General features: G+C 36.6%; 15 protein-coding genes. 10 read left to right on the top strand and 5 right to left on the bottom strand.

Annotated features, from left to right (window positions below; translation table 11 throughout):
• Positions 1–149: 149 nt before the first annotated feature.
• The 5 genes from GFU89_RS16615 to GFU89_RS16635 all read left to right on the top strand — a co-directional run bounded on the left by GFU89_RS16615 (position 150) and on the right by GFU89_RS16635 (position 7,750).
• Positions 150–2,291 (top strand): S8 family peptidase, encoded by a 2,142-nt coding sequence (locus GFU89_RS16615; RefSeq protein WP_318848195.1) that lies wholly within the window; start codon positions 150–152, stop codon positions 2,289–2,291.
• Positions 2,292–2,366: 75 nt separating this feature from the next.
• Entirely contained in the window at positions 2,367–4,439 is a 2,073-nt protein-coding gene (locus GFU89_RS16620; protein ID WP_318848196.1) for a thiamine pyrophosphate-dependent enzyme, read from the top strand.
• A 206-nt stretch (positions 4,440–4,645) separates the two neighbouring features.
• Entirely contained in the window at positions 4,646–5,674 is a 1,029-nt protein-coding gene (locus tag GFU89_RS16625) for a bestrophin family protein (protein ID WP_318848197.1), read from the top strand.
• Between the two features lie 219 nt (positions 5,675–5,893).
• Complete coding sequence (locus GFU89_RS16630) at positions 5,894–6,988, top strand: serine hydrolase domain-containing protein (protein ID WP_318848198.1); 1,095 nt, start codon at positions 5,894–5,896, stop codon at positions 6,986–6,988.
• Between the two features lie 30 nt (positions 6,989–7,018).
• Positions 7,019–7,750: a hypothetical protein gene (locus tag GFU89_RS16635; RefSeq protein WP_318848199.1), complete on the top strand. Its 732-nt coding sequence runs from the start codon at positions 7,019–7,021 to the stop codon at positions 7,748–7,750.
• A gap of 38 nt (positions 7,751–7,788) precedes the next feature.
• On the opposite strand, the gene GFU89_RS16640 is transcribed toward GFU89_RS16635, so the two are convergent.
• A complete protein-coding gene (locus GFU89_RS16640) occupies positions 7,789–8,247 on the bottom strand; it encodes an Lrp/AsnC family transcriptional regulator (protein WP_318848200.1) in 459 nt (152 codons plus the stop codon).
• A gap of 157 nt (positions 8,248–8,404) precedes the next feature.
• Here GFU89_RS16640 and GFU89_RS16645 point away from each other — a divergent pair, with 157 nt between their 5' ends.
• Positions 8,405–9,634 (top strand): aminotransferase class I/II-fold pyridoxal phosphate-dependent enzyme, encoded by a 1,230-nt coding sequence (locus GFU89_RS16645; RefSeq protein WP_318848201.1) that lies wholly within the window; start codon positions 8,405–8,407, stop codon positions 9,632–9,634.
• Positions 9,635–9,794: 160 nt separating this feature from the next.
• Here GFU89_RS16645 and GFU89_RS16650 read toward each other — a convergent pair whose 3' ends face one another.
• Entirely contained in the window at positions 9,795–10,799 is a 1,005-nt protein-coding gene (locus GFU89_RS16650; RefSeq protein ID WP_318848202.1) for a glycosyltransferase, read from the bottom strand.
• Positions 10,800–11,008: 209 nt separating this feature from the next.
• Here GFU89_RS16650 and GFU89_RS16655 point away from each other — a divergent pair, with 209 nt between their 5' ends.
• Both GFU89_RS16655 and GFU89_RS16660 read left to right on the top strand, forming a co-directional pair.
• Positions 11,009–12,022 (top strand): SDR family NAD(P)-dependent oxidoreductase, encoded by a 1,014-nt coding sequence (locus GFU89_RS16655; protein ID WP_318848203.1) that lies wholly within the window; start codon positions 11,009–11,011, stop codon positions 12,020–12,022.
• A gap of 39 nt (positions 12,023–12,061) precedes the next feature.
• A complete protein-coding gene (locus tag GFU89_RS16660; protein WP_318848204.1) occupies positions 12,062–12,868 on the top strand; it encodes an AraC family transcriptional regulator in 807 nt (268 codons plus the stop codon).
• 341 nt (positions 12,869–13,209) lie between these two features.
• On the opposite strand, the gene GFU89_RS16665 is transcribed toward GFU89_RS16660, so the two are convergent.
• Both GFU89_RS16665 and GFU89_RS16670 read right to left on the bottom strand, forming a co-directional pair.
• Positions 13,210–13,644: a branched-chain amino acid ABC transporter substrate-binding protein gene (locus GFU89_RS16665; RefSeq protein WP_318848205.1), complete on the bottom strand. Its 435-nt coding sequence runs from the start codon at positions 13,642–13,644 to the stop codon at positions 13,210–13,212.
• 26 nt (positions 13,645–13,670) lie between these two features.
• The gene (locus GFU89_RS16670) at positions 13,671–14,840 is read right to left on the bottom strand and encodes a THUMP domain-containing class I SAM-dependent RNA methyltransferase (RefSeq protein ID WP_318848206.1); all 1,170 of its coding nucleotides are present in this window, start codon (positions 14,838–14,840) and stop codon (positions 13,671–13,673) included.
• Between the two features lie 137 nt (positions 14,841–14,977).
• Between GFU89_RS16670 and GFU89_RS16675 the strand changes: the two genes are divergently transcribed.
• On the top strand, positions 14,978–15,703 hold the full coding sequence (locus GFU89_RS16675; RefSeq protein WP_318848207.1) for a class I SAM-dependent methyltransferase: 726 nt from the start codon (positions 14,978–14,980) through the stop codon (positions 15,701–15,703).
• Positions 15,703–16,431: a ZIP family metal transporter gene (locus tag GFU89_RS16680; RefSeq protein WP_318848208.1), complete on the top strand. Its 729-nt coding sequence runs from the start codon at positions 15,703–15,705 to the stop codon at positions 16,429–16,431. Before GFU89_RS16675 ends, GFU89_RS16680 begins: the two co-directional genes overlap by 1 nt.
• Before the next feature lie 60 nt (positions 16,432–16,491).
• Here the strand turns inward: GFU89_RS16680 and GFU89_RS16685 are convergent, their stop codons facing one another.
• Complete coding sequence (locus tag GFU89_RS16685) at positions 16,492–17,901, bottom strand: hemin receptor (RefSeq protein WP_318848209.1); 1,410 nt, start codon at positions 17,899–17,901, stop codon at positions 16,492–16,494.
• Positions 17,902–17,920 lie beyond the last annotated feature (19 nt).

A 17,920-nucleotide genomic window follows, 5' to 3' on the forward strand; every position in this document is an offset into this window, starting at 1 on the left:
AATAAGGTATTTAAAAAAAAATATTTTAACAATTAAAAAGATAAATTAAAATTAGCTTAAAAAATTAGACTTATTCATCCAAACTAATTAATTATTAAAATATTAGCATAAATTTGATTTACGATAACTTTAACAATCTGTTACTTAAAATGAAAAAACAACTACTATTAATTAGTTCTTTGTTCGTTTCACTGATTAATGCTCAAAATAATGAAGAATTAAACAGGAAATTCGAACAACAAAGAACAGAGAACAATGAAAAATTTGACGCTTACATATCTAAACGATATAGCACTAATAAAACTCCTGAAGTTTTAAAAGAGATTGAGCTCCAAAGAACCAATCTTGCTGGCTTTTTACCTGATAACAGACCTTATTTTTTCCAGGCACACGATATGGATCAGATTAAAAATTCCAATTCTGATTTTTTACAGGGAGGAACTATTACAGGATTAACGGGGTCTTTTAATGGGGAAGGAATCAAGTTTACTATTTTTGACGGAAGCACCTCATCCGGTGTAGCCAGAGTATTTGCTGGTCACGTTTTTTTTAACAATCTACCCAATAGAATCACGAACAAAGAAAGCAGTACCGTCAACTATGGTGATCATGCCACCGCTGTTTCCAGCTTTATAGGTGCAAAAGATTACCCATACACCGTAACATTTACGAATGGTACAACAAGACAGGTTAATTTCAAAGGGATTGCACCCAATTCTACTATCGATGCATATGCTTTTGGAACTTCTGTTCTGGACGGCGAAACTACCCAAAAAACAGTTTTTCAAAAAATTACAACGGCTCAACCTAATATTTCCAATCATTCCTATGGAACTAATCAGGGATGGGCAGATCCTCAACTGATTAATAATGAACCTTCATGGGTATGGAATGGTGCGTTTTCAAGCCCAAACAATACATTTGATGCTCAGGGAACTTATCACACCAATGATCGTGATTATGATCAGATTGTATACAACAACCCTTCTTACATCATTGTAAAATCTGCTGGAAACTCATTTGGTGAAGGACCTAGTGCTGATACAAGCACTTATAAAAAGTATTATAAAGATAATTCGGGAAATTTAGTTGAGTTCACTGCAACCGATACATTACCTCAAAACAATTGCGCACAGGGGTATGACTGCATAGGAATTGGTTCTTTAGGAAAAAACATTATTGTTGTAGGTGCTGCAGACAGAATTACAACGAATGATGGAAGATATACGGCTTCTTCAGATGTTATTCATTCCGTTTATAGCAGTGCAGGACCAAGAGATGATGGTGGGATCAAACCGGATATTACAGCAGTAGGAACAAGCGTTGCCAGTGCATGGACAGACAATAATGCCACAGGAGGCAGTAAAATAGATATAGGAGACGGTACTTCTTATTCTGCTCCTGTAGTGACAGGGATTGTGGGACTTTGGACCCAGATTAACAAACAACTGTTTTCCGGAAACTTACTAAATGCTGCTTCTGCAAAAACCTTAATGGTACATTCAGCGAAAGAAGCAGGCAATATAGGCCCTGATCCACAATTTGGCTGGGGATTCATTGATGCAAAAAAAGGAGCTGAACTTCTTGTAGGGAAATCCAACAACAGCATTATCTTTAATGATGAAACATTGAACAGCGGAGTTGCCAATGTAAAAACAGTAAAAGCATCAGGTTCAGAACCGTTAAAAGTTACCATTTCATGGATAGATCCTGAGTTCACCAACTTTACGAATCAATGGAGCAATATTTACAATAACAGAAGTTCCAAACTAATCAATGATCTGGATCTAAAAATTACAGACACTACTACCAATACGGTCTATTATCCATGGAAACTGGAGGCCAACAACCCTATGACACCGGCTACCAAAGGAGACAATACTGTAGACAACGTGGAACAGGTGGTAATTGATGCTCCGGTTGCCGGAAGAACTTATAAGATAGAGATTACCAATAAAGGTATACTGAAAAATAATACAGGAGGCAATGCCCCCCAAAACTACTCTGTCATAGTAACAGGATTTACGGAAGTATTGGGAACTAAGGATGCTGCAAATCCTCTTAACAATCTTGCCATTGCCCCTACGATTACGAAAGATTTTACAAACATCCTAAAAGCACCTAAAAAGTCGACTTTCAACATCTATGATCTCACAGGTAAAAAATTACAAAGTGGTACTATTAATAACGAGAAAGAAACAGTAGATTTATCTGCTTATACAAAAGGAATTTACATCATTGAAGTAAAAACAGACAAAGATGTTATTTCTAAAAAAGTGATCAAGGAATAACCTATATAAACAAAGATTTTTCACAAAATACTAACAGTTGTTAGTATTTTGTTTTTTTATGTATATTTGCTTCCTATGGAAAATGCACTTCACGAAAAAGTTTCTCAGGATATATTACTCAAAGCGTATAATCATATGATGCTAGCTAAAGCAATGGCTGATATTTATGAAGAAAACAGAAACGTATGCAAATACGTTCACAGTACTTCAAGAGGTCACGAAGCCATCCAGCTTGCAACAGCATATCAGCTTAAGAAAGAAGACTGGGTTTCTCCTTATTACAGAGACGAAAGTATTCTTTTAGGAATTGGTTTTGAACCTTACCAATTAATGCTTCAATTACTAGCTAAAGCTGATGATCCTTTTTCCAGAGGAAGATCTTATTATTCCCACCCTTCAAGCAGGGATGAAAACAAACCTAAGATTGTTCACCAGAGTTCCGCAACCGGAATGCAGACTATTCCTACTACAGGAGTAGCTCAGGGAATCAAATATATTCAGGATTTCAATCTGCAGGAATTTGAAAACAACCCTGTTGTTATCTGCAGCCTTGGAGACAACTCTGTTACAGAAGGTGAAGTGAGTGAAGCTTTACAATTTGCAGCATTGCACCAGCTTCCTATCATCTTCCTTGTACAGGATAATGAATGGGGAATTTCCGTAACGAAAGATGAAGCGAGAACTTGCGACGCCTATGATTTTGTAGCCGGATTTACCGGATTAAGCAGAATGAGAGTAGACGGAACGGATTTCGTAGAAAGTTTCGAAGCGATGAAGAAAGCCGTAGATTTTGTAAGAACAGAAAGAAAACCTTTAGTTGTTTGTGCAAAAACCGTATTGATAGGACACCACACTTCAGGGGTAAGAAGAGAATTCTATAGAGACGAAGAAGATTTAACTAAACATAGAGCTAAAGATCCGGGAGAAATCCTTAGAAAACATTTACTGGAAACAGGAATTGATGAAGATCTTTTAAAGCAAATTACCAAAAAGGCACGCCTTGAAGCAGAAGAAGCTTTTGAAAAAGCTAAAAATGCTGAAGAACCGAAGCCTGAAACTGTAATGCAGCACGTTTTTGCCCCTACTCCCATTACTGAGGAAGCAGGAACACGTGAGCCTGCTAACGGAGAAAAAATTGTGATGGTAGATGCTGCCATCCACGCGATCCAGGAATTGATGTGGAAACACCCTGAAGCTCTTCTTTACGGACAGGATGTAGGAGAAAGAATTGGCGGTGTTTTCCGTGAAACAGTAACGTTAGGAAAAAAATTCGGAAGTAAAAGAGTTTTCAATACAGCCATTCAGGAAGCTTATATCATTGGATCTACCGCTGGAATGAGCGCAGTAGGCCTAAAGCCAATTGTTGAGGTTCAGTTTGCAGACTATATTTATCCGGGAATCAACCAGTTAATCACAGAGATTTCAAAATCAAATTATTTAAGTGGCGGAAAATTCCCTGTAAGCAATATCATCCGTGTTCCAATCGGAGCTTATGGAGGTGGCGGTCCTTATCACAGTGGAAGTGTTGAAAGTATTTTAGCCAACATTAAAGGAATCAAAATAGCATATCCAAGTAATGCAGCCGATTTTAAAGGTTTATTAAAAGCTGCTTATTACGATCCAAACCCTGTAGTAATGCTGGAGCACAAAGGATTATACTGGAGTAAAGTTCCGGGAACCGAAGATGCTAAAACGATAGAACCGGCTGAAGACTATGTTCTTCCGTTTGGAAAAGGTAAAGTAATCATTGAAGCTGATAAAGATGAAACTGAAAAAGGCAGAACTTTATTAGTGGTTACTTACGGAATGGGCGTTTATTGGGCTAAAGAAGCAGCCAAGAACTTCAATGGAAGAGTTGAAGTAATTGATTTAAGAACATTAATTCCTCTGGATGAAGAACTTGTTTTTGAAAGAGTGAAAGCCCACGGAAAGTGCATCGTTCTTACTGAAGAACAGCTTAACAACTCTTTTGCAGAAGCTTTTGCCCACCGTATCTCCAAAAACTGCTTCAAATATCTTGATGCACCGGTAGAAACCATGGGATCACTGAATGTACCTGCTGTACCAATCAATCTGATACTGGAAAAAGAAATGCTTCCAAATGCTGAAAAGCTCAGCAATAAGATTGAAGAAATGCTGGAATATTAATTTTATATAAAATTAAAACCTCTAAATTTTTTAGAGGTTTTTTTATGCATTTTTTTTACTACATTTATTTAAGATTATCAATCTCAATCCTAGACTATTATAAACCAAGAAAACCCGATTACCCATTACCAGACAGGCAGGACAAACCAAAACCCATCATAGTTTGGTATTTATTTTGTCTCTACACGCAAAACACATCCATCTTTATGATCACAACCAAATACGTCAATTACAAACAGGTTCTCAATCTAGCCGGTATACATCTTATTTTAATCTCTATCTGGTGTACATTGATTGCTGTTTTCTTTTATTTCTTCAACTGGCACTGGATGACGATTCCCTGGGTTCCTGTTGCACTGATTGGTACAGCAGAAGCATTCCTTGTTGGTTTTAAAAATAACCAGGCGTATGACAGACTTTGGGAAGCAAGAAAAATCTGGGGTGGAATTGTGAATTCAAGCCGCTCCTTTGCTTCTATGGTGTATGCTTTTGATACCAAAAATGAAGGAATTGGCACTTTTGATCTTGAAGACCGTAAAAAAAGAATTGTCTTTCGCCATATTGCATGGTTATATACTTTCCGTGAACAGCTTTTGATTCCTACAGAATGGGAACATATCAGTACTGAAAAGAAATTCGGGAATATCAATTTGAGAAGAAACCGACTGATCAAAGCTGGATTTCCGGATTACGGAAGAGCTCCTATTTTCCTGCACAAATATCTTTCGGAGGAAGAATATGAACTTAAAAATGATTATAAAAACTTTGCCACTTACCTGGTATCTCAACAAGCAAAAGATATCAATGAGCTTAAAAACATGGGTGCGATTACAGAATTCAACCAAACTCAGCTGCAAAACAGCCTGAATGAATTCTATAATTTTCAGGGACAGGCCGAAAGAATTAAAAAATTCCCTTCTCCAAGACAGTTTGCCAGCACAGCCTTTGTTTTCAATATTCTTTTTATCATGCTTCTTCCGCTGGGATTGGTAAATGAGTTTGCAAAGCTTGGCGATTGGGGAATCTGGACTTCTATTCCGTTCTGTATCATCATTGGGTGGATCTACATTATTATGGAACTGGTAGGAGATTATTCTGAAAATCCTTTTGCAGGATTGATGTTTGACGTTCCTATGCTTTCTATCTGCAGAACCATTGAAATTGATCTTCTTCAGATGAGCGGAGAAACCGATCTTCCGGATCCTATTTCTTCTAAAAACGGAGTGTTGGTTTAATTTCTTTCTTTAAAAAGCCATACATCAGGTCCTGAAAATCATTCAAAAAAAATTAAAAAATATACTTTAAAACATATTTAAAACTTCATTGTTTTTCATAATTTAGAGGAATTGAAAACATCAGCTAAAATCTGTCCAAAATTGAATTACGGTTCTGTTTCGGACAGATTTTAACGTATACTTTTTCGTCAACTAATAATTTATCCTTTCTTTTAAACAATGAAATCCAAGCAAGTACTGCAGGTTTTGACAATGCTATGTCTTACCCTATTCTGCCCTAAAGTAAAATCACAGGCAGCTTTTAACAAGGAATTACCAAAAGAATTTGAAGACCAGTTCACCAAAGAAATCAATGACAGTATTCCATCCTTGGGTTCTTTCATTGTTACCCAAAACGGCAGGCTTTTGTATGAACACTATTTTCACGGAGCTAATAAAGAAACTACCTTCAGTGTAAAATCTGTTACCAAAAGTATTGTATCTGTTCTGGCAGGAATAGCAAAGGATAAAAACCTTCTTCCCAATCTCAACACTCCGGTTTTAAAAATCCTCCCGGAATACAATGTTTCAAGAAGCAGTTTCAAAAACATCTCTAATATTGAAGGTAAAATTCATCATGATTCTATCAGGAATACGGTAACACTAAGACAGCTGCTGACGATGCAGGCAGGTTTTGACTGGGTTGAAAATTCAAAAATTTCAACAGCTATGTTTTTTTCCGGTGATCCTGTAAAGTTTGTTCTGGATCTGCCTTTCGATGAGTATCCGGGAACTATATTCAACTATAACAGTGGAGAATCTCACCTTTTTGGTGCTGCTTTGGCAAAAATTGTAAAGACCAATCTGAAACAATTCGCGACTGAAAATCTTTTTAGACCTTTAAAAATGAATGTTACCCAATGGGATACAGACTCAATGAACAGAAATTTAGCAGGATCTGAACTTTTTATGAAACCGGAAGATATGCTGAAATTTGGATCTATGATCCTTAACAACGGAAAACTTAGCGGCAAACAGATTGTATCTCAAAAATGGATTCAGGAATCAACTTCTGAACAGGTAAAACTGGATTCTTGGGATGTAATGCCCAATGCCAACGGATATGGCTATTATTGGTGGAGAAGAAAAACCAACGGACATCAGGCTTTTGTTGCAACCGGATACGGCGGTCAGCTCATCTGTGTCATCCCGGATTTAAAAATGGTGATTGTAACGACCTGCTTTTTAAATGATAAAAACAAAGGAAGAGAAGACATCAAAAGACTTCATTATTTTATTGATAAAATAACGAAAGGTGACTATAACAATTATTAAAAACCAATAATCTATTAAACAATCCAAAATATGAGATTTTACTTATCCTTTATCCTTCTCTTACTTATATCTTTATCGTTTGCCCAAACCAGCGAAAACATTAAAAAAGCAAGAGAAAAGCAGCTGAAAGTTCAAAACCAAAAAGAAAACCTGGATTTCAAAAGAATGGATGAAGAGCTCAAGGCAAAAGACCAAAACTCAACTCCTTTTACCTATGGCATTTTTCCTTATCCGGTCTATGACAGTATTCAGAAAGATGGTTTTAAGGGCGTAGGAACTCTGGGGAATTTTTTTGGTTTAAAATTACAGGGTAAAAGAATTGTCTATTCCAGCTTCTCAGAGAAAAACTGGGGAGCTTTAAATGCTCATAAGGTTAAAAATAAAGACAGGATCTTTTTCACTATTCTTGTCCTCACTGATTTCATTGATGATAAAGAATATACATCAAGTAAAATGCAGATTGTTTCAAGAAATTTTCCGGATGTTATTGGACAGGGATTTGTAAAAACCTCCAATAACAGGATTGATTTCTCAGCTTTTACCACTTTGGAAAAAGAAGAATTTGCGATTGTCAACCTCAAACTTTATAACCTAAAATACGGTCATATTATTTTGATTGCACCACAGAAAGACGGAAGCCTGAGAAGCCTGCAGATCAATAATACAACAGACTTAACCTCAGAAACTTTGAAATCCTATATGGAACAGCTCATCCAACAACCGGAAGTGTTTTCCTTTTTCATCAACGAAAAAACGATCTGAAACGATCGTTTTTTTTTATGATAAAGCCTTTCAATAATCTACAATACGATTGCCGTTGTATTTTTAATCTCGGAAATCATAAATGAACTGTGTGTGCTTGCAATGTGCTGAAGCGTTGTGAGTTTCGTCAGCATAAAATTACGATAGTCTTCAATGTCTTTCACTCCTATTTTAAGGATATAATCGTAATCTCCACTTACATGAAAGCATTCTGTAACCTCCTGTAAATCCATCACTTCTTTTTCAAACTGCAGTACAAATTCTTTTTTATGCTGGCTTAATTTTACATGACACAGAACGATAAAATTTTTCTTAACTTTACCCTTGTCCAGCAAAGCCACATACTTTGAAATGACACCCGCATTTTCAAGCTTTTTTACACGCTCATAAACTGCTGTAACAGACAATCCAAGTTTACCGGATAGCTCTTTGGTGGTTTGCTTACAGTCATCCTGTAAAAAAAGTAAAAGTTTCTTATCAATTTCGTCAAGTTCCATAGATAATTTTTTGGTAAAAGTTTAATAATACCGAAGATACTAAATATTTTTTCTAAATAAACAATATTTTACAGTTTTATATTCTATATATTCAAATTTATGTTGTAATAATTAGGAAATTAACGCAAATTGGGACAATAAAATAAAAACAATATTTATGGAAAACTTTAACGCAGCCAATGAGATCCAGGATCTTCAGTATTTTGGTGAATTCGGAGGAGTGAATCCTTCTATCTCTGACAGCTCTACTTATACGTTCCTTTCTGCAAAGACGATGTTTGATACTTTTGAAGGAAATGCGGAAGGATGCTATCTGTATTCCAGACATTCATCACCCATGAATCTTTATCTGGCGCAGGCTCTTGCCAAGTTGGAAAATACAGAATCTGCCAACGTTACAGCATCCGGAATGGGAGCTATTACTTCTGTTTTGATGCAGGTGTGCAAAAGTGGAGACCATATTATTTCCAGCAGAACCATCTACGGAGGAACGTATGCTTTTCTTAAAAACTTCATACCTCAGTTTAATGTAGCCACCAGCTTTGTTGATATCAACAATTTTGAGTCCATAGAAAATGCCATTACTCCCAATACGAAAGTAATCTACTGTGAAAGTGTGAGCAATCCGCTTCTAGAAGTAGCAGACCTTAGAAAACTTTCTGAAATCTGTAAAAAATACAATCTTAAACTGATTGTAGACAATACCTTCTCTCCTCTTTCGATCTCTCCAACGGTATTCGGAGCAGATGTCGTGATCCACAGTTTGACGAAATTCATCAACGGAAGCAGTGATACGGTAGGAGGTGTATATTGTGCAACACAGGCATTTATTGACGATACTAAAAATGTAAATTCCGGTGCATGCATGCTTCTTGGGCCTACGATGGACAGCTTAAGATCTTCAAGCATCTTAAAGAACCTGAGAACATTACACATCAGAATAAAACAGCACAGCCACAATGCTATGTATCTTGCTGAAAAATTCGAGGAAGATGGTTTAAAGGTATCTTATCCGGGATTGCCATCACATAAAAACCATGAATTGATGAAAAGCATGATTCATGAAGAATACGGATACGGAGGATTACTGACTCTGGATGCCGGTACAACAGAAAAAGCAAATGAACTGATGGAGCTGATGCAGGCAGAAAACCTTGGCTATCTTGCAGTAAGTTTAGGGTTCTATAAAACCTTATTCTCTTGCTCAGGAAAATCTACTTCATCTGAAATTCCAGAGGAAGAACGTGCATCCATAGGGATTTCTGACGGATTGATCAGATTCTCCATCGGTCTTGACCATGACATCAAAAGAACGTATCATAAAATGAAGGAATGTATGCTGAAAGTAGGCGTTCTTAACCACCATGAAAACATTTCCATATCCTAATTTATTGTAAAAAGGCTGTTTCAATTGAAACAGCCTTTTTTTTATTTTTAGTTTAAATCATAAGATTCCTGCGGAATGACGAACGTTGTGTTTTAATATATACCATAAAAGGATTCAATAGGAATAGGCTTTAGCCAAAACCTGAACAAGATACTCCCTATTATTTCTTATAATAATGATGCGGAAAAGCTTCCTCCGGTTTCATTCTTACAACGTTCAGTAGAATCCAGGATTTTAGGAAACCGTATCCGTAAGAAAACATTTGAATGTATGTGGAAATAACCGCCATACCGGCAATACTGATATTTTTGGTCTGTAATAAAGCGTGAAACAACACCAAAAAGGTGTACAATCCATAAAAGCTAAGGATTATTCCTCTATGCATTATAAAATACTCCAGAAAGCCCATTATATACCCTAACATAAATAAGGTAGGAAATGCAAAAGAGATCTTCACATAATTAGGATGTCTCTGATTAAGGATTGGCCTCGCGCAGCCAAACTGATAGACCTGCTTGGAGAATTTCCCAAAGTCTACCCTACGTTTATGATATACGGCAATATCATCAAAAAAAGCAGTGGTAAAACCATTTTCCCAAAGGGTCATAGAAAGATCCGGATCCTCACCTATTCTCATTTCTGAAAATCCGCCTACTTTTTCAAAAACGGCTTTTTTCACTCCCATATTAAAACTTCTGGGTTGAAATTTGGAAACCGCTTTCTTACTTCCTCTGATTCCTCCAGTTGTAAAAACAGAAGTCATGGAATAGGAAATAGCTTTCTGCATCAGATTAAATCCTTTATGCGCTTTATCTGCTCCTCCAAATGCATCACAAGGAATGGTAAGGATATCGTTTTTAATATGTTCAATATAATCTTTTTCAACAATGACATCGCTGTCTACAAATACCAGCCATTCATTCGCTGCTCTTGCCGCCCCGTAATTTCTTGTCAGCCCGGGTCCTGAATTATCTTTTCTGAAATAGTTGATATCCAACCCTTGTTCAAAGTTTTGGATGGTAGGTTTCAGATCGATCAGAGAACCGTCATCTACAATAATGATCTCGAACTCCTTATCTGTCTGCTGGGTAAGAGAGGTCAGCAACTCAAAAAGTTCGTCTTTTCGGTTGTAAATGGCAACGACAATGGAAATAGTAGGCTTCAAATTGAAAATTTTTCAAAATTACTTATTCGTAGAAAAACCTACAAACAGTTTAACAGCTTATTCAAAGAAATTAACGAAGTTAGATTGTATTCGTCTCAATGCATGAAAATTACAAATGAAATTCTGAGCCAACTTATTTGACATTTTAAACAAAATGAAGACAGGAAATCCAGCCTAATTTTGCTATAGAAATTTAAACCAACAAAAAAATGGAATCAACTATCAACCCATCACAACAGCCTCTTCAATCCGGCTTTAACGCTTACTCAACAGCTCAGGAAGTAATAAAAGGAATGGATCTTACCGGAAAAACAGTCATCATTACCGGCGGTTATGCAGGAATTGGCCTCGAAACTACAAAAGCCCTTACTGCAGCCGGAGCACATGTGATTATTCCCGCAAGAGATATTGAAAAAGCAGGAAAAAATCTTTCAGGAATTAAAAATTTTGAACTTGAAAAAATGGACCTGATGGATCCTTCATCCATAGACACTTTTGCAGAAAGATTCTTATCATCAGGAAGAAGTCTGGATCTTCTCATCAATAATGCAGGCATCATGTGGGTTCCTCTCCGCAGAGACAGCAGAGGTTTTGAGTCTCAATTGGCAACCAATTATCTTGGTCAGTTTCAGCTTACCGCAAGATTATGGCCAGCTCTGAAAAAAGCAGACGGAGCGAGGGTTATAAGTGTTTCTTCATATGGACATCAGATGGCTCCTTTTGATTTTGAAGACCCTAATTTTGAGAAAAAAGAGTATGACACGCTTTCCGGATACGGACAATCTAAAACAGCCTGTAACTTATTTGCTGTAGAACTTGATAAAAGAGGAAAAGAGCACAATATCAGAGCCTATTCTCTTCATCCAGGTTCTGTGTATGGCACTGATTTGGGCAGAGAAGAACCTATTGAGCTTTTTAAGCAACTCGGAACGCATGATGAAAACGGAAATATCAAACCGGAGGTTGAAGCCCGATTAAAAACTATTCAGCAAGGAGCAGCTACTACCATCTGGTGCGCTGTAAGTCCCCAACTTAACGAAATTGGCGGGGTTTATTGTGAAAACTGTGATATTGCGGAGATCGACAGAGGACAGATTGAACACAGGTTTGATGAACCGGCCACCATCCGTGGGGTACAACCCTATTCTATTGACAAAAAAAATGCGGCGCAGCTGTGGAAACTGAGTGAAGAGATGTTAGGGTTCAGCTTTGACACCAAATAACTGTTTTTTAAATACATTTGTAATGAAAAACTTTTGATAATGGATTTCCAGCTGCAATACCTCACACCAGACATCAAGCTTTCAAGCTATGACGACAAGCTGTTCAAAACAGAAACGGTTTTTGAATATCATATGCTGGTATGGTTCATATCAGGAGAAACAAAAATTATTCAGGCCGATAAAACCTATCTGTTCAAAGCAGGAGATATTTTTCTGATTCCGAGGAATCATCTTGCCACAATCATCAATTATCCAAAAGACGGACTTCCTCATAAAGCAGTGGTCATGCACCTTACAACGGAACGTCTGAAAGCATTTTACAGCGCTGTTGATTACCAGAAGAAAACCGGGCAGCGGGAATCCAGTATTTACAGCTTTACCAGTCATCCTCTTCTGAACAGCTGTCTTGCATCACTCATTCCTTATTTTGAGATTGAAGGCCCATTTCCTGAAAATATTGCTCATTTGAAGATCACTGAAGCTATCAGTATTTTAAGGGAAATTGATCACAATATAGATTCCGTACTCGCAGATTTTGATGAACCGGGAAAAGTAGATCTGATTAATTTCATGGAAAAGAATTATATGTTTAATATGCCTTTGGAACGATATGGCTATCTGACGGGAAGGAGTTTATCTACTTTCAACAGGGATTTCAGAAAAATATTTCAAACAACACCACAACGTTGGCTTACGCAAAAACGTCTTGAATTGGCTTATTATCATTTATCAGAAAGGAATAAAAAACCGTCTGATGTTTTTCTTGAAGTAGGTTTTGAAGACCTGTCGCATTTTTCACATGCTTTTAAAAAACAGTATGGATTTGCTCCTTCACTGGCACGATAAAATAAAAGAGACTGTACCACATAAGTACAGCCTCTTTTTATTATTTTAATTAAACTGAAATCTATTGCAGTTATTTTTTCTGCAAAATATCTGGATCTTTTAGTTCTTTCTTTTGAGATATTACATTATGATTTAAAGGCTTTCTTTTAGGTTTAGAGCCTGATGATTTTGATCCGGAGCTAAACAGACCAAATACATCCAAAACCACGTCAAATATATCTAAAAAATTCCAGGACATATATAATCTTTATTTATCTTCCAATTTATGTATCTTCTTAGTTCGTTCATACATTTCGTACTGTAAAAATCTCGTTTCCAGCTTTCCGTTCACTTTAAAACCCTTATATAAACCAGCCAGATCTGAAATAGCTATACATTACCACAGAAATAAAGAAAGCAATTACCGAACAGCTGAACAAGAGCAGTTTAAAGATATTCTTAAAATAATAGAGCTCCATTACATGCAGGATAAAAAATACTACAAATGAAATCACAACTCCTATTAAGGAAGTTACAACCAAAGTTTGTGTATAATTTCCTGCTGGCAACGGATCTTTAAAAACAATCAGAAAAAAAAATGCAGTAGCTGCAATAAGCCCAGCACTGACTTTCTCTGTAAAATATTTAGATCTTCTTGAACTCTTTTTCTGTGGCTTCTCATCATAGTTCAGGCTTTTTCTATCAGAAGTTGAGCGTGAACCAGAACCAGAACCAGAACCAAACAGTTCCAATACATTGACAATTATATCAAGTCCATCAAGAAAATTCCAAGACATCAGTTTATTATTTTAAATTGTACAAGCTATTGTTTATTATCTTCCAATTTATGTACTTTCTTAGTCCCTTCATACATTTCGTACTGTAAAAATCTCGTTTCCAGCTTTCCGTTGAAAAGTTTGATCTTTCTTGAAGGACGTAATCCAATTTTTTTCACTGCTTCAAGATCGGAAGAGATCAGCCATGCTAATGTATTCGGATAATGAGTCTTGAAGGTATCTCCTATTTTTTTGTAGAAATCATCGTCATTGATAGAAATTCTCTCGTCGTATGGAGGATTGAATACCATCAATAAAGGGAAAAGTTCTTTTTTAGACTCAAAGAAGTTTTGCTTTTTAATCTCGATAACGTCCTCCATCTCTGCTGCTTCCACATTTATTCTTGCCGCATTCAGCATTCTAGAATCGATATCATAGCCTACAATTTTCCCATCAAACGGTCTCACTCTGTTGACTCTGAATTCTTTAATTTTCGAGAACAATTCCGCATCATAATTATTCCAGTTCTGGAATCCGAACCTCTTTCTGAAAATCTGGGCCGGAAGATCCATAGCGATCATAGCCGCTTCAATCAATAATGTTCCTGAACCACACATAGGATCAAGGAAATTTCCTTTTCCGTCCCATCCTGCTAGCTGAAGCATTCCGCTTGCCAGCACTTCATTGATAGGCGCTTCTCCCTGTTCTTTTCTGTACCCTCTTTTAAATAAAGGATCTCCTGAAGAATCCATTGAGATCATCACCAACTCTCTGTCAATATGAAGATGGAATTTAATATCCGGATCTCTGGTCTCCACATTCGGACGTCTTTTGAATTTATCCTGGAAATAATCCACGATGGCATCCTTCATTTTTAACGTTACAAACTGTGAATGCTTGAACGTTTCAGAGTTTACCGTAGCATCAATAGAGAAAGACTGGTCTACATCCATAAAGTTTTCCCATTCAAATTTGAATAGTCTGTCATAAAACTGATGCTGATTGAAAGCTTTAAACTCATGAATCGGCACTAAGATCTTCAATGCTGTTCTTGCAGAGTAATTGATCTTGTAAAGAAAACCCAAATCTCCTTCACAATTTACTGCTCTGTTTTTAATTTCAACATTTTTTCCACCCAGTTTTTTGATTTCTTCGGCAAGAATAGGCTCCAATCCGAAGAATGTCTTTATCTGTATTTTTATATTTTCTGTATCCATAAGTATGAATTAAAAGTTTTAAAGTTTTTAAAATCAAAAGATTAGCTATGCAACTTATTGTCCAATTGAATTTCTCAATCTCTTAATGTTGTAAAATACTTTGCTTTTAACCGCACAAATTTAGTTATTTTTGCATTATGGAATGGTTTGAATCTTGGTTTGATACCCCTTATTATCATTTGCTTTATAGCAACAGAGACTATACTGAAGCTGAAAACTTCATTAAAAAGCTCACAGCGGACCTTCAGCTTCCGCCTCAGTCGAAAATCATAGATCTTGCCTGCGGAAAGGGAAGACACTCAGTTTTCCTCAACAAATTAGGGTATGATGTTTTAGGGTTAGACCTTTCAAGACAAAGTATTGAATCTGATAAACAATATGAAAATCAAACCCTGCTTTTTGAAGTTCATGATATGAGAAACCCAATTGATGCAGACCCTATGGATGCTGTATTCAATTTATTTACAAGTTTTGGGTATTTTGATAATGAAAATGATGACAAAAAGGTATTCCAGTCGGTTTACAATGCATTGAAGCCCGGAGGATATTTTGTACTGGATTATCTGAATGAAGAGTATGTAAGAAATACTTTAGTCCCGGAAACAGCAATCACCCGCGGTGATATAGACTTCAAGATCATGAAAAAGATAGAAGGCAGGCATGTCATCAAAGACATCCGTTTTGAAGCAGACGGGAAGCCTTTTCATTTCTTTGAAAAAGTAAAACTTCACCCATTAGAAGCCATTCATGCTTATGCTTCGGAATGTGGTTTTGAAAGAATAAAAATCTGGGGAGACTATCAGCTGAATGAATTTAAGAAAGAAAATTCCCCGCGTTGCATCAATTTATTTAAGAAAAAATAATGACAACAGTACTTTTACTGATTTTAAGTGTAATAACAGGAGTATTTCTGGGAAAACACTTTGGTAAAAAAGAAAAACTGGCTAAAAATCTACTGATCTTAAGTGCTGGTTTTTTAATTACAATCTGCCTCAATGAAGTTTTCCCGCAGGTGTATACCTCTGCAGGAAGCAGTAATCTTGGGATATTTGTAATCGCAGGAGTTCTTCTACAGATGATTCTGGAGGCTCTTACCAAAGGTTTTGAACATGGACACTTCCACCATCATAATGAACACAACATTCTTCCTGCTGCTTTAATGGTGGGATTATTCATTCATGCTTTCATTGAAGGGATTCCTCTTGCCAATGAAGAGCATGAGATGTCTCCTTATCTTTGGGGAATTGTATTTCACAATCTTCCTATTTCATTTATTCTGGGAGCATTTTTATTCAACAGAAAAGGAGAATCAAAAAGTTCTTCATCTTATCCTTCTATTCTCATTGTCGCCTTATTTGCCCTGGCTTCTCCAATGGGAATGCTGTTAGGAAATTATTTCAATCCTGATCTTCAGCCGTATTTTCTGGCTATCGTAGGCGGAATTTTCCTTCACATCTCATCGGTGATTATTTTTGAAAGCAATAAAAATCACAATATTGACTGGCTAAAAATAGGACTGGTTGTTTTAGGAGTTTCACTTGCATTGATGATGCATCTCTTCCATCAACATCCTGCTGCTCACTCTCATTAAAAAATAAAAAAAGCTCCGAAAAATTCCGGAGCTTTTTTATTGATATAGCTTATTGAAAGCTTAGAATTTCCATCCTACTGTAAGGAAGAAATTGTTTCTGTTATTTTTAACCTCACTTGCTGCATACGCATCACTTTCGAAGATCTTATTAGCGGAATAGTAAGACGAATCTGAATTACCATCCATATATCCTCTCATAAAAGGGTTAGTGTACTTAGATGAGATATTCTGATAAGATGCATCTACATAGAAAGATTTGAAATCATACCCGATACCGAATGCAAGCGTGTTTCTATCACTTAGCATCATATTGCTGTAAGATTGATCCCCTACGCTCCCTGCATCATTAAATCTACTGATCGTAAGCGCATCAAAAGGACTTGACTGGTAAGAGTAACCTCCTCTCAGTCTGAACTGTTGTACTCTGTATTCAGCACCTACTCTTACTTCAGAAAGGTTTTTATAATTCTCATTAAAGAAGTCGTTTAGTGATCTTTCTGCACCTCCATATACTTTATAGTCAGGTTTTGTAAGCCCAAGGGTATAATCTACGTTTAAAGAGAAGTTTTTACTTGCTACAAACGCAGCACTCACTGTCGCTTTAAGCGGTGAAGTAAACTTTCTGTTTTCAGCACCCATATCATCCCCGTAAGTAGGGTCGTTGTAGAAATAGTAATTTCTGTCTATCGACCAGAATGTAGGTGTTTCAAGGGATGCCCCCACTCTGAAATTAGGACTTAGCTTTCCGATAACCCCTAATGAAGCAGAAAAACCTGAAGATCTTTCTGTATAAGGGGTATCCTGCTTACTGAATGCTTCGGTAGAATTATTGGCAAGGTTTCGGTATGCTAAAGTATCATATTGATCAACTGAAGCGTTGAAAAAATTTAAACCTGCTCCCAAATATAAATTATGATTATAATTCGCTCCTACCCCAAAACTCATCTTTGACAGATTACCATATCTTTCATACATATGTCCTGCCAATGAAGCATCTTTGGTTATATCATTTTTATCAAAAGCGTAAACAATATTCTTATTACCCGGTGACTGAATTACATTATCAAGAGACTGATTGGAGAAATTAATACCAATATTAATAAACTTCCATCCCGTTTCCGTCATCAATGGGAAAGCAATGATCCCGCCTGCATTTCCAAGGTCTCCCTTAGTTTTGCTATAGTCTATAGTAGATCCAGCTAAAGTGCTGCTGTTTTTATTTCCTAAAATAGATAAAGTTCCTGAAACCTCTCCTGAAATAGCTACCCCTAAACCTGCCGGGTTGGTAAGCAAAGAGTTTGCATCACCACCCAGTGCACCATTAGCTCCAGCCATTGCATTGAATTTAGCCGATCCCACCATAGGAGTACTTGAGTAAACATCTACAGTATTTCTTATCACAGAAACATCCTGAGCCTGCGCATAAAATGCAGCAGAAATACTCATTAATACTAAAGATTTTTTTAACATTATTTTTTAATAGTTTATT

This window comes from Chryseobacterium sp. JV558, from assembly GCF_033712365.1.
Classification (GTDB): Bacteria; Bacteroidota; Bacteroidia; order Flavobacteriales; family Weeksellaceae; genus Chryseobacterium.

What these genes read in the sequence shown, in the direction of transcription:
- GFU89_RS16685 (WP_318848209.1), bottom strand. Translation starts at nt 17,901, where the DNA reads ATGTTAAAAAAATCTTTAGTATTAATGAGTATTTCTGCTGCATTTTAT.
- GFU89_RS16670 (WP_318848206.1), bottom strand. Translation starts at nt 14,840, where the DNA reads ATGGATACAGAAAATATAAAAATACAGATAAAGACATTCTTCGGATTG.
- GFU89_RS16630 (WP_318848198.1), top strand. Translation starts at nt 5,894, where the DNA reads ATGAAATCCAAGCAAGTACTGCAGGTTTTGACAATGCTATGTCTTACC.
- GFU89_RS16660 (WP_318848204.1), top strand. Translation starts at nt 12,062, where the DNA reads ATGGATTTCCAGCTGCAATACCTCACACCAGACATCAAGCTTTCAAGC.
- GFU89_RS16635 (WP_318848199.1), top strand. Translation starts at nt 7,019, where the DNA reads ATGAGATTTTACTTATCCTTTATCCTTCTCTTACTTATATCTTTATCG.
- GFU89_RS16645 (WP_318848201.1), top strand. Translation starts at nt 8,405, where the DNA reads ATGGAAAACTTTAACGCAGCCAATGAGATCCAGGATCTTCAGTATTTT.
- GFU89_RS16615 (WP_318848195.1), top strand. Translation starts at nt 150, where the DNA reads ATGAAAAAACAACTACTATTAATTAGTTCTTTGTTCGTTTCACTGATT.
- GFU89_RS16665 (WP_318848205.1), bottom strand. Translation starts at nt 13,644, where the DNA reads ATGTCTTGGAATTTTCTTGATGGACTTGATATAATTGTCAATGTATTG.
- GFU89_RS16620 (WP_318848196.1), top strand. Translation starts at nt 2,367, where the DNA reads ATGGAAAATGCACTTCACGAAAAAGTTTCTCAGGATATATTACTCAAA.
- GFU89_RS16625 (WP_318848197.1), top strand. Translation starts at nt 4,646, where the DNA reads ATGATCACAACCAAATACGTCAATTACAAACAGGTTCTCAATCTAGCC.
- GFU89_RS16675 (WP_318848207.1), top strand. Translation starts at nt 14,978, where the DNA reads ATGGAATGGTTTGAATCTTGGTTTGATACCCCTTATTATCATTTGCTT.
- GFU89_RS16655 (WP_318848203.1), top strand. Translation starts at nt 11,009, where the DNA reads ATGGAATCAACTATCAACCCATCACAACAGCCTCTTCAATCCGGCTTT.
- GFU89_RS16640 (WP_318848200.1), bottom strand. Translation starts at nt 8,247, where the DNA reads ATGGAACTTGACGAAATTGATAAGAAACTTTTACTTTTTTTACAGGAT.
- GFU89_RS16680 (WP_318848208.1), top strand. Translation starts at nt 15,703, where the DNA reads ATGACAACAGTACTTTTACTGATTTTAAGTGTAATAACAGGAGTATTT.